13 protein-coding genes and 1 pseudogene are annotated in these 16,131 nt (G+C 60.6%); 1 reads left to right on the top strand and 13 read right to left on the bottom strand.

From position 1 onward, the window contains the following. Positions 1–77 precede the first annotated feature (77 nt). The 12 genes and pseudogenes from HUS57_RS05685 to HUS57_RS05630 all read right to left on the bottom strand — a co-directional run bounded on the left by HUS57_RS05685 (position 78) and on the right by HUS57_RS05630 (position 13,232). Positions 78–827, bottom strand: a complete 750-nt coding sequence (locus tag HUS57_RS05685; RefSeq protein WP_173931903.1) for a 5'/3'-nucleotidase SurE — start codon at positions 825–827, stop codon at positions 78–80. Further along, positions 824–1,984: an MBL fold metallo-hydrolase gene (locus HUS57_RS05680; RefSeq protein ID WP_173931902.1), complete on the bottom strand. Its 1,161-nt coding sequence runs from the start codon at positions 1,982–1,984 to the stop codon at positions 824–826. Before HUS57_RS05680 ends, HUS57_RS05685 begins: the two co-directional genes overlap by 4 nt. Beyond that, complete coding sequence (locus tag HUS57_RS05675) at positions 1,984–3,063, bottom strand: ABC transporter ATP-binding protein (protein WP_173931901.1); 1,080 nt, start codon at positions 3,061–3,063, stop codon at positions 1,984–1,986. Before HUS57_RS05675 ends, HUS57_RS05680 begins: the two co-directional genes overlap by 1 nt. Beyond that, positions 3,051–4,754, bottom strand: a complete 1,704-nt coding sequence (locus tag HUS57_RS05670) for an iron ABC transporter permease (protein WP_173931900.1) — start codon at positions 4,752–4,754, stop codon at positions 3,051–3,053. The genes HUS57_RS05675 and HUS57_RS05670 overlap by 13 nt, the downstream gene beginning before the upstream one ends. 22 nt (positions 4,755–4,776) lie before the next feature. Beyond that, entirely contained in the window at positions 4,777–5,751 is a 975-nt protein-coding gene (locus HUS57_RS05665) for an ABC transporter substrate-binding protein (RefSeq protein ID WP_173931899.1), read from the bottom strand. A 314-nt stretch (positions 5,752–6,065) separates the two neighbouring features. Then, positions 6,066–6,419, bottom strand: a complete 354-nt coding sequence (locus tag HUS57_RS05660) for a hypothetical protein (protein WP_173931898.1) — start codon at positions 6,417–6,419, stop codon at positions 6,066–6,068. 162 nt (positions 6,420–6,581) lie between these two features. Next, positions 6,582–8,023: pseudogene (locus HUS57_RS05655) on the bottom strand (dihydrolipoamide acetyltransferase family protein). A gap of 3 nt (positions 8,024–8,026) precedes the next feature. Further along, positions 8,027–9,025, bottom strand: a complete 999-nt coding sequence (locus HUS57_RS05650; protein ID WP_173931897.1) for an alpha-ketoacid dehydrogenase subunit beta — start codon at positions 9,023–9,025, stop codon at positions 8,027–8,029. After that, complete coding sequence (locus HUS57_RS05645) at positions 9,025–10,062, bottom strand: thiamine pyrophosphate-dependent dehydrogenase E1 component subunit alpha (RefSeq protein WP_173931896.1); 1,038 nt, start codon at positions 10,060–10,062, stop codon at positions 9,025–9,027. The genes HUS57_RS05650 and HUS57_RS05645 overlap by 1 nt, the downstream gene beginning before the upstream one ends. A 1-nt stretch (position 10,063) precedes the next feature. Then, the gene (locus HUS57_RS05640; RefSeq protein ID WP_173931895.1) at positions 10,064–11,392 is read right to left on the bottom strand and encodes an NAD(P)H-dependent oxidoreductase; all 1,329 of its coding nucleotides are present in this window, start codon (positions 11,390–11,392) and stop codon (positions 10,064–10,066) included. A 110-nt stretch (positions 11,393–11,502) separates the two neighbouring features. Further along, positions 11,503–12,159 (bottom strand): HAD family hydrolase, encoded by a 657-nt coding sequence (locus HUS57_RS05635; RefSeq protein WP_173931894.1) that lies wholly within the window; start codon positions 12,157–12,159, stop codon positions 11,503–11,505. 50 nt (positions 12,160–12,209) lie between these two features. Next, on the bottom strand, positions 12,210–13,232 hold the full coding sequence (locus tag HUS57_RS05630; RefSeq protein WP_246727750.1) for a sugar-binding transcriptional regulator: 1,023 nt from the start codon (positions 13,230–13,232) through the stop codon (positions 12,210–12,212). A 119-nt stretch (positions 13,233–13,351) separates the two neighbouring features. On the opposite strand from HUS57_RS05630, the gene HUS57_RS05625 reads away from it, so the two are divergent. Beyond that, entirely contained in the window at positions 13,352–14,140 is a 789-nt protein-coding gene (locus HUS57_RS05625; RefSeq protein ID WP_173931893.1) for a hypothetical protein, read from the top strand. A 2-nt stretch (positions 14,141–14,142) separates the two neighbouring features. On the opposite strand, the gene ptsP is transcribed toward HUS57_RS05625, so the two are convergent. After that, positions 14,143–16,110, bottom strand: a complete 1,968-nt coding sequence (ptsP, locus tag HUS57_RS05620) for a phosphoenolpyruvate--protein phosphotransferase (RefSeq protein ID WP_173931892.1) — start codon at positions 16,108–16,110, stop codon at positions 14,143–14,145. Between the last annotated feature and the right edge of the window lie 21 nt (positions 16,111–16,131).

The raw sequence follows: 16,131 nt of genomic DNA, 5'->3' as shown, positions 1-16,131 counted from the left end.
ACGGCAGTCCTCCTGCCCGGGCGCCAATGCAGTGATGTACGCACGGCTTTCACAAATCTCGCGATGCTGGGTCGGCTCTATGACAAGGCTGCAAGCCCCGCGAGAAAGGGTTCGGCAAGAGGCGTCTCGCCAAACCAGTTGAGCCGGTTCACACAAACATGACCGGCATCGATCAGAGCATTCTCGTCACCCGGGGACGTTGCGTGCTCGCGCCCGCGCGGGATCACCAGAACCGTTTTCTCCCCTTCCTCTTCAAGCACCTCGCAACTCCGGCCGATCTTGTCGCGACCGATGCGCGGCTGGCGGATCGAGGCGGGAAGCGAATGGGGCAGGTTGACATTCAGCCAATGACCTTCATGGGCCCATTCCGCCCGATTTTGCCACAGTAACACGATGAAGGCGCGAAGCCATTCAATGTCTGTGGGCATTTCGGCCGCGTTCTTCACGCGGGAAAAGGCAATCGCCGGCACCCCCCAGAACGTTGCCTCGCGCGCAATGCCGTTCGTGCCAGAATAAGCCACATCCTCGGCAACATTCCGCCCGTCATTGATGCCGGAAAGCACCAGGTCAGGCTTCCTGTCCTCCGCAAACAGCCATGTCATCGCTGTAACTACACAGTCGGCCGGCGTGCCGGAACAGGAATAGCGCCTTTCGCCCCTGCGCAGCATCGTAAGCGGCCTTGCAATCGTGATCGAGGTGCCGCCAGCGGTACGCTTGCCGTCGGGTGCCACAACAAAGACATCATCGCTGAGGCTGCGCGCAACCTCTGTCAGCCTTGCAAGGCCAGGCGCGTCGAAGCCATCGTCATTGCAAACGAGGATTCTCACCGCAGTGCTCCTTTTTCCAGATGCAGCGTCCCTCCAGTTGCGCACTGCGGGCGCAGGGCAGGAATTTCGCGAGAAAGTTCCTCCAGTCCATTAACTGGACAGGAATGACCGATGGCGGCCGGGCACCCGGCCGCTTCCCAGATAGCCTTGTTGCCCGTCAGCGTGGGGTGTGTCGGCATGCGAATCCAGCCTGCCCGCCCGTGCTCCTGCAGTCTGGCGCCAGGGGAGCCTGCAGGCAGATGACCTGTAAGGAGTATGGGATAACCGGCAGAATCAGCCCGGGGCAGGAGACGGGACGAAGGCCCGCTTGCCCCCATTCCGTCGTGGCAGATGAGCGGCATGGCAGGCAGTTCTTCATCCTCCCGCCAGTCCATGGCACTTGAAAGCTTTGTCGCCACCATATCGCGCATGCCGGGCCTGAAGGCGTCTTCGGAGGTAAGTTGAAGTTCAAGACCCTGTCGCATCTCGTGATGTATTGCGAACGGTCCAGGAATGCTGGCGATAAGTTCGAGAGAGCGGCCGGAAAGCGGGGTGGGCAACAGGCAGCCCCTGGGGTGCTCCTTGATCCAGGCGGCAATGGATCGGGCGCGGTCTCTTCCCGTTATCCTATCGGCACCATAGGAGGCGTCGAGCAGCAGCAAATCGCAGGCAGGCACCTCGTCCATCCGGAAGACTGCACTGTCGGGCACGACATCACCGCAATAGGAGACGACCCCATCCTCGTGCCGCACACAAAACCACACGCCGCCCGCCACATGGCCGGAAAGACCAGTATCCGCGGTAATGTCGCCAAATTCGAGCCTGTCACCCGGCTGAAAGATCTCAACCTGTGCGGTGGTGAAAAGGTCTGCGTGCTCCTCAAGCGCATATTGAGTAAGCGTGGCGGGCGCCTCCTGCGCCGTTTCCTTCGTCATGAAAACGGGGCCGCGAAAGCCGCCTGCAAGAAGCCAGCCCAGCGCCCCGACATGATCCTCATGAGCGTGCGTGATAAAGAGCGCATCGATTTCGCCCGGGGAGCGATCGAGCGCAGGATAATATTCCGCTCCCGCCGCGCCAACCTTGATGCCAGCGTCGAGCATGATGGAGCAGCCGCCGGTGCAAATGCCAACGCTTGTCCGCCCCTTCTCTGCGAAGCCGCCCAGCAGTCCAATCTGCATCAGCCAGCGTTCTCCTCGGGAATAAGCCAGCCGGAACCGATCCTGAGCCGGGCTGTCATGCCCGGCTCAAGCGTTACGGGTTCCTTCTGGTCGAAATGCAACGAGCAGTCCGGCGCGTCGGTCGGTGCCACCTCAATGCGCCCTACCCCGCCGCGATAGACGCTGCGGGTGACCGTGCCCTCAAAGCCGGGTTCGCCGGGAGCAGCCGGCTCTATATCGGCGGAGCGGCAGCAGATGAGCGCCTTCTGCCGCGGCTTCTCCCCGGGCTGGCAACGCACGACGAACTCCGTCCCCAGCACCCGCACGCGGCAATGGCCGCTCTCCTCCGCCGTCAGCACATCCGCCGGCAACACGATGCCGTTGGCGATGAATGATGCCACCATTGCATTGGCAGGCTCGCGGAACAGTTCGCGTGGCGTGGCAAGCTGGATAAGACGTCCCTGGTCCATAACCGCGATGCGGTCTGCAAGCGCCATGGCTTCCGTCTGATCGTGGGTAATATAGACGATCGTTGTTCCAGTGCGCTTATGAAAGGCGGCGAACTCATCCTCCATTGAGGCGCGCAGATGTACGTCGAGATTGGCAAGCGGCTCGTCGAAGAGCACCAGAGACGGTGCGGCAACGAGACAACGCGCGAGCGCCACCCGCTGACGCTGCCCGCCGGAAAGATTTGCCGGCCTGCGGTCGCCGTAGCCCTGCATGTTAACAAGCGCCAGCGCATCCTCGACGCGCTTTTCCCGCTCCGCCTTTCCAACCTTTGCGACCTTCAGCGGATAGGCGATATTTTCCGCTACCGTCATATGGGGCCAAAGCGCATAATTCTGAAAGACGATGCCCACCCGCCTGCGCTCCGGCGGCACATGCATATTCCTGTCGGAAACAACCTTATCCCCGATGAGAATACGCCCGTCCGTCACCTGCTCAAAACCTGCAATCAGACGCAGCATCGTCGTCTTGCCGCAGCCGGAAGGCCCGAGAACGGCAAGGAACTCGCCGTTCTGGACATCGATCGAAACTTTCCTGACCGCGTCAAGATCGCCGAAGCTTTTGGTTACATTGTCGATCGTCAATCCCGCCATGGGAGAACCCCGCTTGGAAGTTTTTTTGCAAACAGGTCGGCCAGGAGCATCAACGCTGCCGTCACCGCAACGGCGATCACTGAAATGGCAGCCGCCTCGCTCGATCTACCGCCCTGCTCGAATGAGAAGATCATGACGCCAACCGTCTCGGCGCCAGAGGACCAGATGAGCGCTGAAACGGTAAGCTCACTCAGGGCCGTCATGAAGATGAGAAGCGCGCCCGCCAAAGCAGCCGGAGCCACAAGCGGGAAGATAATGGTACGGAGCCGCATCAGCAGCCCAGCACCGGTGATCTGCGCTGCCTCCTCCAGAGCCCTGTCGATTTGATGATAGCCGCTTACCGTCGGCCTCAGCGCCAGCACCAGAAAGCGCGCGAGATAAGCGTAAAGGATGATCCAAACCGTATTGTAGATATGGATCCCGGTAAGCGGTATCGGGCGCAGGAAGATTAACAGGGCGGCGATTGCCATAACGACGCCGGGGAGAGCGTAGGGCAGCTCTACGGCCAGATTAAGCGCCTTTGTCCAGCGGCTCCTGCCCCAGGCAACCATATAGCCAAGCGGCACCGCCACAAGGACCGCAAAACCTGCCGCCGCAAGAGACAGAAAGATGCTGTTCCTGAATGAACGGGTAACGGCGGCATGCTCGAAGAGAACGAAAGTGTAATTACGAATGCTTACCGTCTCCCAGGTCACCGGCACGCCAAAGGCGCTGATGAGCGAGGTAAGCACCAAACCAAAAAGTGGCAGCACCAGAATGGCGACGATGACGAGCCACATCACGGTTTCGGCCACAACGCGCCAGCGACCGAGATTGTAAGGCTGCGGCGGCAGCGAGGTGGAGCCGATGCGGAAATCGCGCCTGCGAGCGATAATGTCCTGCGCCACGATACCAGCCATGGCGATGACGCCGATCAGCACCGAAAGGAAAGCCACTTCCGGCAGAACGGAAGGGCCGGCACCTGCGAGGCGCTGATAGATCAGGGTTGGCAAGACCAGGTAGTTGGCAGGGATGCCAAGGAAGGCCGGGATGCCGAAATTGCCGACGCAGGAAACGAAGGTCAGCGCCGCGGCTGCGACGATGGAAGGTGTCATCAACGGCAGAATTACCGTCCATAACACGGTGAACGGACCTGCGCCGCCGCTCTGGGCAGCCTCAACCAGTTCGCGCGGAAGGCGGCGGAGGCCCGCCCTCACCATGAGAAAGACGAGAGGTGCGTACTGGACCGCCAGAAGCAGGACGATGCCGGCCGGCGAATAGAGCGGGTTGGGAGTGCCTATCGGAGGAGCGATGCCGAAGAGCTTCAGGAACGGGCTTGCCGGCCCAAATAGCTGCAGCCAGGCCAGCGCAGTGATTTGAGGGGCGATCATCAGCGGCAAGACAAAACACAGAACGAACAAGCGGCGCCCGCGCACATTGGTAAGCGCCACCAGAAGCGCAACCGCGGTGCCAGCCAGCGTGGCAAGAACAGTCCCGCCTATGCCTACGACAAGCGTATTGCGGGTGGCCCGCCAGGTTGCAGGATTGGCAAGTCCGGCCTCTATGGCCGCCACGGAAAGCTCCCCGCCCGGAAAGACGACCTCCAGCAGAAGCCGAGACATCGGCAGGACGGAAAGGACGACCGCGACAGCGGCAATCACCGTCGTCAGGGCCATTTCCTGGCCCTGACGCATTTTCAGGCTTTGCAGCATGTTGTCGGATACTCTGGAACTATCAGCCGCCGAAGATCTGCGAGAAACGTTCCTTGTCCGCGTCGATCGTCTTGACCACCGCGTCGATATCAATCTGCATCACATTGACCTGCGTGCCTTCAGGAAGCCACTCCGGCTGACCAACCGACGGATTGGCAGGCAGGTAGCCTTGCTCCAGCGCCAGTTTTTGGCCTTCGTCCGAAAGGATGAAGTCAACGAACTTCTTCGCCTCCTCGACGTTCTTGGCGGAGGACATGATAGCGACCGGCTCGGTCACTGCCGGTACCCCTTCCTCCGGGAAGACGAACCCGATTGGGGATCCTTCATTCTTGGCGTTCATCGCCATGAAGTCGACCAGAATGCCGTAGGCCTTCTCACCCGTGGCAACAGAACGCAGGACCGCGCCATTGCCCTGGACGGTGACCAGCCCGTTCTCCTTCAGGCTCTCGAAGTAATCCCAGCCGAGATCGTCGCGGTTGGTGAAGCCGGCAAGAAGATAGGCCGCAGCACCGGAATAGAGCGGGCTCGGCATGACGATAAGATTCTTGTAGGCTTCGCCCGTCAAATCCTTCCAGCTCTCAGGCTTCTCGGGAGCTGCGGTGTTGTAGGCTATGCCGGTGGTGATCAGCTTGCTGCCGAAATAGGTGCGGTCGGCATCGTAGGCAGTCTCCTCCAGGCCTGAGACGTCAGCTTCCGGATAAGGCATCAGATGCCCGTCGGCCTTCAGCAGTTCCATGCTGACGGCATCGGCAATGAGCAGCACGTCCGGCTGCGGATTGCCGGCTGCAATCTCCGCAGCGAGCTTGCTCAGCAGATCGCTCGTACCGGATCGGAAGATCTCGACCTCGACGCCGGGATTTGCCTGCTTGAACGCTTCCACCGTCTGCGTCGCATCAGCCTCCGGCTGAGAGGTGTAAAGCAACAGCGCATGCGCGGATGTGGTGATGAAGGTGGCCGCGGCGAGACCGAGTGCGACCTTGCCAATGATTGTCTTCATAAGGCTACTCCTACCCTGTTTGCGGCGAACGCTGCCTTGGCATGACGTTCACCCTCCTCTGCAGCGGCATGCCCTTTTTGACTGGCGTGCACGTCACCAAAGGAAATGATCATTTGTTCTCTGTCAACAACAAAAGAACGGCGAGTGGCTTGCGAGCGGGAGGAAAACCCGCCCGCAGCGCTCACAAAACATTCATGAATGACAGTATGACGACAGACTACCCCCCACATATCGCACATTCCAGAAAACCGCATATTTCCACATCACGGCGCGAATGGCCTCTTCCGCCCGGAAAGGCCGAATAGCGCCGACTGTCAGATCACGCCTTTCTCCTGCATGAAATCGTCTAGACCTGCATGGGTGACGCTTTCGAAATCGGTTACGGCTTTGCGTATACGCTGGCGCTGGCGAAGCATGAAGGTCAGCACCTGGCGCATCTCAAAGGAGATTCCAAAGCGGCTCCAACGTTCGGCGACATGCTCGGGCAAGTCGGCGTCCGCGCAGAATGCCTGGATGCTGTCATAGCCCAGATCGGCCATCAGCAATTCAGTGTCCACAGGCGACATCCGCTCCTCCAGGGCATGATCGCGGAACCGCTGCAGCAGCATCCTCATATCGCCGGGCGTAGTATCGATCAGGCTCTTCACCAGCGTGGGCATGGCTTGCATGGCTAACCCTCCTTGTGAATGGTCATGGAGTGATCGGACACCAAGTCGAGCCGGTTCGCAACCGGAATTACCTTAACGGCGCGCCGGGAAAGGGCCAGAAGCAGGCATTCAGTCACGGCAGCGATTCGCCTAGTATCGTTCGTCCATAAGACCATCAGAACCCTACACCAGCATAGCCATGGGGTTTTCGATGAGGTGCCTGAAGGCGGAGAGCAGTTCGGCGCCGAGTGCACCGTCCACCGCCCGGTGGTCCGTGGACAGCGTCACCGTCATCACCGTCGCCACCTTGACATGGCCATCCTCGACCACCGGCCTTGGCTCGCCCGCCCCGACGGCAAGGATCGTCGCATGCGGCGGGTTGATGATGGCGGCAAAGTCCCTGATGCCATACATGCCCAGATTGGACACCGCCGTCGTGCCGCCCTGGTACTCTTCCGGCTTCAGCCGCCTGTTACGGGCCCGCGCGGCCATGTCCTTCATCTCGTTGGAGATGACCGACAGGGTCTTCTCCTCCGCCCGCCGCACGATGGGCGTGATCAGCCCGCCGGGAATGGCAACGGCCACGCCCACATCGGCATGGCGGTGCTTGACCATCCCGGCCTCGCTCCATGAGACATTGGCGTCGGGAACGGCCTTCAGTGCAAGCGCCATCGCCTTGATGATCATGTCGTTGACGGACAGCCTGTAGGCAGGCTCCTCGCCCGCTTCGCCCTGCGTCAGCGGCGCCGCCTCGTTGAGCTGCTTGCGCAGGCCAAGCAGCGCGTCGATGCGGCAATCAACGGTGAGGTAAAAATGCGGCACGGTGGCCTTGGACTGGCTCATGCGGCGGGCGATGGTGCGGCGCATGGCATCGTGCGGCACGATCTCGTAGGTGCCCTCCTCGAAGAGCTGCAGTACCTCCTCATCTGCCAGGGCCTGCGGCGCAGGCTGCGCTTTCGCCTCCGCCGCCTCAATGGCGGGCGCCGGTGCGGCCGTGCCGGCCTCAAGCGCCTTCTCCACATCCGCCTTCACAGCGGCGCAGGCTGCGCTTTCGCCTCCGCCGCCTCAATGGCGGGCGCCGGTGCGGCCGTGCCGGCCTCAAGCGCCTTCTCCACATCCGCCTTCACAACCCGCCCATGCGGGCCGGAACCGACAATGGCCGAAAGATCAAGGCCGGCTTCCCGCGCCAGGCGGCGAGCCAATGGCGTCGCGCGGACCCCGGACGGCGTCATTTTTGCATCGGCCGGCGTCTTGGTGTCCAGAACCGGCGACAAGGATGCGGGAACGCTTTCTTCGGAAGCCGCACTTTCGGCGCCGGGCGCAGATTCGCCAATCTCAGGAGCCGCCTCTGAAGTCTCCTTTGCAGGTATGGTGGCGGGAGCTTCGCCTTCCGAATAAATCCATGCCACCGCCTGCCCGACGGGGATATCCACTCCCTCCTTGCCAGAGATATCGCGAATGACGCCGCTTGCCGGCGCGTCGATTTCCATGGCAGCCTTGTCGGTCTCGATCTCAAAGAGCACGTCGCCCTTCTTGACCTCCGCTCCTTCCTTCACATGCCAGCGGGTAATCCGGCCGGTTGCCATGTCCATGTCGACCTTGGGCAGAATGACTTCTACCGGCATGGCTCAGCGCGCTCCCTTCACCAGATCTCTGGCCGCTTTCACGATGTCAGGGGTTTGCGGTACCGCCGCCTTCTCCAACTCGGGATTATAGGGAATCGGCGTCTCCCTGCCACCAAGCCTCACGATGGGAGCGTCGAGATAATCGAAGGCATCGCTTTCAGCGATCATGGCGCTCACTTCCGCGCCGACGCCAAGCGATTTCACGCCTTCATAAACGCAAAGGAGCCGCGTTGTCTTCTTCACGCTCTCAATGACCGTCTCTCGGTCCATTGGGCGGATCGAACGCAAGTCGACAACCTCTACATCGATCCCCTCGCCCTCCAGTTCGGCCGCCGCTTCCAGCGCACGATGCACCATGATGGCGCTGGCGACGATGGTGAGATCCCTGCCTTCACGGCGTATCTCCGCCTTGCCAATTGGCACGCTATAATGCCCCTCCGGAACAGGGCCCTTCATCTTGTAAAGGAGCTTGTGCTCGAAGATCATCACCGGGTCAGGGTCCGCAACCGCGGCGAGGAGAAGGCCCTTGGCATCATAGGGTGTTGCCGGCTGGACAACCTTCAGCCCCGGCACATGGCCGAACCAGGCTTCGAGGCTCTGGCTGTGCTGGGCCGCTGCTCCCGTTCCCGAACCTGCCGGAAAGCGCATGACAACCGGAACAGAGACAGCCCCGCCCAGCATAAAGCGTATCTTGGCAGCCTGGTTGACGATCTGCTCCATGGCAAGCGTGGCGAAATCGGAGAACTGGAACTCGAAGATCGGCCGCATACCGGTGACTGCCGCGCCAACGGCCACGCCAGCACCGCCGAGTTCGGAAATGGGCGTATCCATCACCCGTTCCTCGCCGAAACGGTGAACAAGATCGCCCGTCACCTGGAAAGCCCCGCCATAAACACCGATGTCTTCGCCCATCAGGAAGACACGTTCGTCCGCTTCCATGGCAATGGCCATGGCCTCCTGAATGGCCTGCGCATAGCTCAACTCACGAAGTTCAGCGTCCATCAGGCAAGCTCCGTATAGACGTAACGCTCCAGGCTGGCGAGATCAGGCATAGGACTTTTCTTGGCAAACTCGATGCCCTCTGCGATTTCCCGCTCAACCTCCGAGCGGACTGCATCGATCTCTGCGGCGTCAAGGATGTTGAACCCCTTGAGTTCCGCCTCGAAGAGAGCGATCGGGTCGCGTTTCGACATCCAGTCCTCGATCTCTTCCTTGGTTCGATACCTGTTCCGGTCACTCTTGGAGTGACCACGATAACGGTAGGTCTTGGCCTCTATAAGAGTTGGTCCCTCGCCAGCGCGCGCGCGCTCGATCGCGGTGTGAGACGCTTCCGTAACCTCCGAAAGGTTGTTTCCATCGACGATCACGCCGGGCATCGAATAGGCGGCAGCGCGATCGGCCACATTCGGCACGGCAGTCGAACGAGCTATCGAGGTCGACATGCCATATTGATTGTTTTCGCAGGCGAAAATCACCGGAAGCTTCCAGATCGAAGCCATATTGAGCGCTTCGTGGAATGCTCCTTCATTATTGGCGCCGTCGCCGAAAAAGCAGACCACTACCTTGCCGTTCTTCTGCTTCTTGGCCGAAAGCGCAGCACCCACCGCAATAGGCAGTCCGCCGCCGACAATTCCATTGGCGCCCAGATTTCCCTTGGAAACATCGGCAATATGCATCGAGCCGCCAAGACCACGGCAATAGCCAGTGCTCTTGCCGAAGAACTCGGCAAACATCCGCTTCACATCTGCGCCCTTGGCGATGGAGTGTCCGTGGCCGCGGTGGGTGGAGGTTATCTGGTCCTCCTCCGTGAGCGGCATGCAGATGCCGACCGCGCTGGCCTCCTGCCCGATGGAAAGGTGCATTGTGCCGTGAATGAGGCCGCGCATGTAGGAGTCTTCCGCCCCCTCCTCGAAGCGGCGGATAAGATGCATCTTCCGTAGCGCCTCCCTCAGCGCCGCCTTGTCGTAGTGGCGATACAGAAAGGGCAGGTTCGCGCCCGCCCCAGGTGCACGTGGACTGCTTGCTTGTGCCTTGGCCATGCTAGGCTCCCGCTTCTCCATATACCAGCCGGTCCTGCCGCGCACGCAACTCGGCGATCCGCGATCCGGCAGGCGGTGCGGCATTGTCGTAGGTAATCAATTGACCCTTGGTGATAGGCTTGAGCACCTGCCCACCCTGGAGCAGGCCGCAAGGTATCGCCCTTGCCCCGCGCGCCTCTTGCGCCTGCATGATCCAGGCGCGGTAGGTATATTCGCCGATGGCATCGAGCCTGTCTCCAGGCTTCAAGTCCTTCTTGGCAACCGCGCACACTTCGGCCACGGGCTTTGCCAGCGGCACCATGTCCGGCTTGTTGTGAAGGACGACGCGCGCGCAGGTAAGCGGCACTTCAAGTGATGTGAGATGGTAGGGGCGGTGGAAGGTGAAGTAAGGTCCCTCGCCCATCTTCAGATCTTCCATGCGTTCGCGGATGCGCGGATGCGACATGTCGGCAATGACAAAGACTCCCGGCGCAACGCCCTTACCAATAGAATAATCCACCACGCCGACCCTGGAGAGCACGCCCCCGTCCTTCTGCGGGATCAGCGTCTTGTTGAGCTCCGCAAGGGTGGCCGATGGCCCGTGCATTCCCGGCCGGTCAGGCACAAGTCCGGTGGCATTGGCGATGGCTGCCATTTCCACCATGGTCTTGGATCCATCAACGAACTCAACCAGCATGCGCACGTTCATGTTCCGCCGCGCGGCTTCCTCGGCATAGTCGTCAGGAACGGCATCGATATTAAGCGGGTTGTTCTTGCCTTTTCCCGCAGCGACGATCGTATGCCCCATTGCGGAAACGAACTCTATCAGTTCCATGCAGGAAGACGGCTCATCTCCCGCGCCCAGTGAATAGACGACGCCAAGCCGGTCGGCCTCGCTCTTCAGATAGGCGCCGATGGTGACGTCCGCCTCGACATTCATCATGACGAGATGCTTGCCATGCTCCATGGCGCGCAAGCCGATCTCGGCACCGACGGCGGGAACACCGGTCGCATCCACCACCACATCTATCAGATCGCTGCCGATGACGAGATCCGCATCGCCGGTAATGGCGATCTTGCCGGCTTCCATGGTCTCGGTCATGGCGGAAGCATTGGAGACTTCGCGCGTATGGCCTTCTTCGCGATAAGCGATTTCAACCGCTTTCTGCGCGGCGGGCAGGTTCAGTTCTGCGATCGCGCCTACTTCGATGCCGCGCATTTGAGCGACACGCGAGACGATGTCCGTGCCCATTTCGCCGGAGCCGATCAGCCCAATACGAACAGGCTTACCCGAAGCTTCCCGCTCGGCAAGGTCTCGTGCAAGGCCCGTCAGGGCGACATTGGTAGTCATTCTTCGTCCTCCCCGGCTGCTGCTTCTTGAGTAATGAACATATGTTTTAAAGTCAATACGATTGTCCAGTGACATAACTCACAAAGGCGAGTTGTCAAGACGTGTAACGCTCAAAGCTGGGCTAGAGCGTCCTCCACCTCTCGCCAGCTCTGGTAGATGGCAGCCGGGCCGGCGGCAGCAAGCCTTTCGATCATAGCTTCGTCGGCGTGGGTGCCGCCCGTAAAGCCGAACACTCGCATGCCGGCCGCTTTGGCACCCTTAACGCCGTAGGGCGAATCCTCGATAACAAGGCAGCGGGAGGGGTCGACACTCATGCGTTCCGCGGCATGGAGGAAGAGGTCCGGCGCAGGCTTTCCCCTGGCCACCATGCTGGAGCTGAAGAACGCATCGCCAAAGAAGCGGTCGAGGCCGGTAACGGACAGGCTGTAGGCAATGCGCTCCATGCTTGAGGATGAGGCGACGCAAGACTTTCGGTCCAGCCGCGAAAGGAAATCACTGAGGCCGCAAGTGGGCTTCAGCCTTTCGCCGAAAAGCCGCCGTGTCTCGGGCCATAACTCGGGCAGTGCCTTCTCGGGCAGATAATGGCCCGTGTTCCTTCCAATGAGCGAGAGTATATCGGTCTGCTTCATGCCGACACCGGCGGCAATGTTCTCGGGTTTCACGGCCATGCCATGGCGGGAATAAACGAGAGCCATAGCCTCTGCGGCTAGCGGCTCGCTATCCACCAGAACCCCATCGCAATCAAAGATCACAAGTTCGATCCGCATGCCGCATCACCTCGTTCCGCGTGCCATACAAGAATTACGTACAAAGAGGGTCAGTCCGCCGCGTCGAGAAGCCTGCGGGCAGAGAACTCGTCTGTAATCAGCACATGCGGCTCGATCACCGCGATCGCGCCAAGCAGCGCTCCTGTCTTGTCTGCTCCCCCCGAGGTGAGGATGCGCCATTTGCCGAGGCGAAGCCGGTCCAGACCCACGGACATGACCAGTTCGTTGATGGGATGATCAACGATCCGCCCCTTTTGGTCGATGAAATGGAAGAGGATGTCGCCAACTGCCCCGCTCTCCTGAAGCGACATGAGCTGCGCTTCCGTGATGAAGCCGACCTGATGCGTCGTTGTAGTGGCGGGGGCAAGCCCGCCAACGCTCAGTACGACAATGTCGAGCTCCGCCGCCTTGTCGAAGATGTCCTTCAGTCCACACCGTTCGATCAGTGCCTGCCGGGTCTCCGCACTGTCGACAAGCGCAGGGGCGGGAATGAGATAGGCGTTGCCGCGGAACGCCTGCGCAAATTGCCAGGCGAATTCAGCCGGGTTGAAGCGTCGGGCATGGATAATGCCGCCAAGCAGTGAAATTACCTGAAGGTTTTCAAGCGGGCGGGGCGTGATATAGGGCAGGCAGCTCAGTAGCGTGCGTCCCCAGCCGACGCCAACCCGCAGGTCGGACTCGACCATTTCCGACAGATAGCGGCCTGTTGCCGCTCCGATGGCAGGAATGACATTTACACTGGCATCCGAGACTGGCGCGACGATGGCACGTTCCAGCCCGAAGCGTTTTTCAAGCTCCCGCTCCAGCTTGACCGTCTCAACAAGCTCTCCCTCGATGGTTATGCGCACTTCATTGCGTTGCCGAGCCTCCGCCAGCATGCGCACGACCGTTACTCGCCCGATGCCCAGAACGTCGGCAATGTCACTCTGGGTCATGTTTTCAATGTAGTACATCCACGCCGCACGCAGCCGGGTATGATCGGCACGGGATAGGGCTGCGAGCCTGTCGCCCGTCAGTTCCCCGTTTGCAGACTTCCTTCCTTTCTCGCTTCTCCTGCTGACCGGTTTTTTCAAGGAAGTTTTCCTCAACGCGCGGCCCTGCGCCGCAATTTGCTTCGCATCGGCGATGCTTGCCTCTAGACTAAAATGGAATCGTTATGGCGTGTACGTGCCGATGGATACCAACAAGTGCCATGATTGAGAACCCTGGTGAATTCCGTCCGCCCTTCGGCAGTCTTGCCGATAGTCTTTTGACAATGGCGCGCGATCGTGTGCGCGATGCTCGCCATGTGATGCGCAGACTTGCCGCCAACTCCAACATGGCGGCTGAGAGCAGGGGCATCGGCAGTCCGCTGGATTTCCTGCGTGATATTGCGCGGCTCTCGGATTCGGCTATCACCCAGGCAGAATCCATTGTCGTGACATTTGCTCCTGCACCGATGCGTCCCTACGGGACCCACAGCGGATCGTTTGAGCCGCGCCTCCATTTTCTGCACGGCATGGAGGGCTCGCTCCGATTCAGAGCGGATATCTACCGCCTCATCCGCAACATCCTGGAGCGGCTCGGCTTTCCCGATCCGCTCGTGCACGAAACCCGCCTCGGGGATGTTCACCAGGCGCTCCGACGCGGCGACCCGGCACTGCTGGCCGACGCTCTTGGCGGGCAGAGCGGCGCATTCTGGCGATTGTCGGCGCGCCTTGCACTGGAACTTGCCAGACGTGAACCGATCATTCTGCTTTCCGCTCTCGCAGGCCGTAACGAGAGCCGGCAGAAGGAAGCGGAGCTCGCTGAGCTGTGCTATGCCCTCATTGGCCTTGCCTATGCTGTAGCGGGGACCAAGAAGGATTGCGAGGGCCTTATCGAAGGCGTCGTAACGGCGGCACTGGCCCGGCGAGAGGCGCTGTTGGCTGCCTCGTCCGGAACCGATGCCGAACTTCAGCTCGCCCAGCTCTACAGCAAGATGGCTCCGCATCTGCCCTGATCTCATTTGCCGATATGGTCGATCACCGCCTTCTTGGCGGCAAGAATGAATGACGGGCTCATGCTAAACTCGTAGATGCCCATTTCGAGGAAGCTGGGGACCAGCCGCGTGTCGGCGGCAGCCTCCCCGCAAATGCCAATGGGAATGCTCGCTTCGCGCCCTGCCTTCGCTGCAGCGTCTATGGCCCGCATTACGGCCGGGTTTCTTACGTCATTAAGGGCGGCAACAGAGTTGTTGAGCCTGTCAGCCGCCATCACATATTGCGTCAGATCATTTGTACCGATGGAAAAGAAAGCCGCTTCGGCAGCAAGTTCAGGCGCGATCATGACGGCCGCTGGCGTCTCGATCATTACGCCGAGCGCAAAGCGACGGAAGGGCCTGCCTTCGCGCTCAAGTTCTGCTTCGCACTCTTCCACCAGAACCCTTGTGCGACGAAGCTCCTCCAGGGTCGAGACCATGGGAAGCATGACCTTCAGATTGCCCTGCTGATTAGCCCTAAGGAGCGCCCGTAGCTGCGGCTTGAAGATTGCCGGCCGGTCAAGGCACATGCGTATGCCGCGCCACCCAAGAAAGGGATTGTCTTCATCGGGAAAATCAATGCCGGTAATCGGCTTGTCACCCCCAACATCAAGCGTACGTACGATGACCTCGTCCGGCGCGAAGGCTGCCGCCAGTCCTGCATAGGTCTCATATTGCTCTTCTTCCGAGGGCAGCGCAGGGTGCGCCATGAACATGATTTCCGTACGGAAAAGGCCCACGCCCATTGCTCCCACGGCAAGCGCGTCGGGGATATCCTTCAGAGAACCAAGATTGGCCGCAATGACAACCGCCTGCTGGTTGGCAAGGACCGGCCTTTCCGATGCAAAGGCGCTCAGTGCCTTTCTTGCTTCCTCCTGATGCGCAATGCGCTCGTTGAAATAGCTTTCGGTTGCCGCATCGGGATCAGCAAATGTAAGGCCTGACCCGCCATCCACGGCCGCGCGCTGGGCGGAGCGGAACGCCTCGATATCCTTGCCGAGGCCGAGCACCGCCGGGATGCCGCGTCCACGGGCGATGATGGCGACATGGGAAGTCGCACCGCCATGGCCACAAACAATACCGGCAATGCGGTCCAGCGGCGCACGCGCCAGATCGAAGGCGCCGATATCGTTGGCGGCCAGAATCGCGCCGTCAGGCATGTCGGCAAGATCGGCATCCTCCCGTTCCAGAAGCGCCAGGCAGATCTGGCGGGTGACCGCATTAAGATCTTCCGCGCGGGCCTTCATATAAGCATCATCCAGCGCTTCGAATTTTGCCGCGACGGCAGCCCCCGCGGCCATCATCGAGGAAACCGCGTCCAGCCCGCTTCCGATAGTTTCCTCGGCACTGGCAATGATGTCGGCGTCGTTCGCAAGCTCAATCAGCGCGCGCAGGATGCCGGCATCGGTGGCGCTCGCCTCGGCTGCGGCCGAGCTCTCCATCTGCGCCGTCACTTTCGCGATGGCGGCCCGAAGGCGCTTCTTTTCCGCTTCCCTTCCGGCGGGCGGAATCTCCTGATGCGGTGGAGCAAGCTCGGGAGGGAAATAAGCAAAGACAGGTCCAAGCGCCACGCCAGCACTGGCGGCCGCTCCCTTATAACCATGAGCCGGCAGTTGGCCAGGCGTGTTGTCCTGCGAGAATGTCTCCTGCCGCTCATTGTTTCTTGCGGGTGCGGAGGATGCTTCCCCGTCAAGGCCCGCATCGGGATTTTCCAGATAGGCCAGGAGCATGCCCATTGCCTCGTCCTCGTCAGGGCCGGAAACCTTGAGGGTCACCTCGTCTCCCTCCTTGACGGTGAGCAGCATTAACTTGACGGAGCTTTTCGCGCTGGCAGACTTGCCGCCCTTAGCAAGTTCAATGTCTGACTTGAAGGTCTTGGCAAGCTTTACAAAACGTGCGGCGGGCCGGGCGTGCAGGCCCTCCCTCACTCTGACAATGGTCGAGCGTTCCATGTCTGTCCGTTCTTCGTGTTG

Origin of the sequence: Chelativorans sp. Marseille-P2723 (assembly GCF_902809845.1) — a bacterium.
In the GTDB taxonomy this organism is placed as follows: Bacteria; Pseudomonadota; Alphaproteobacteria; order Rhizobiales; family Rhizobiaceae; genus Chelativorans.
The sequence above is the reverse complement of the archived record's forward strand: the minus strand, read 5'-3'. Positions and strand labels throughout refer to the sequence as shown.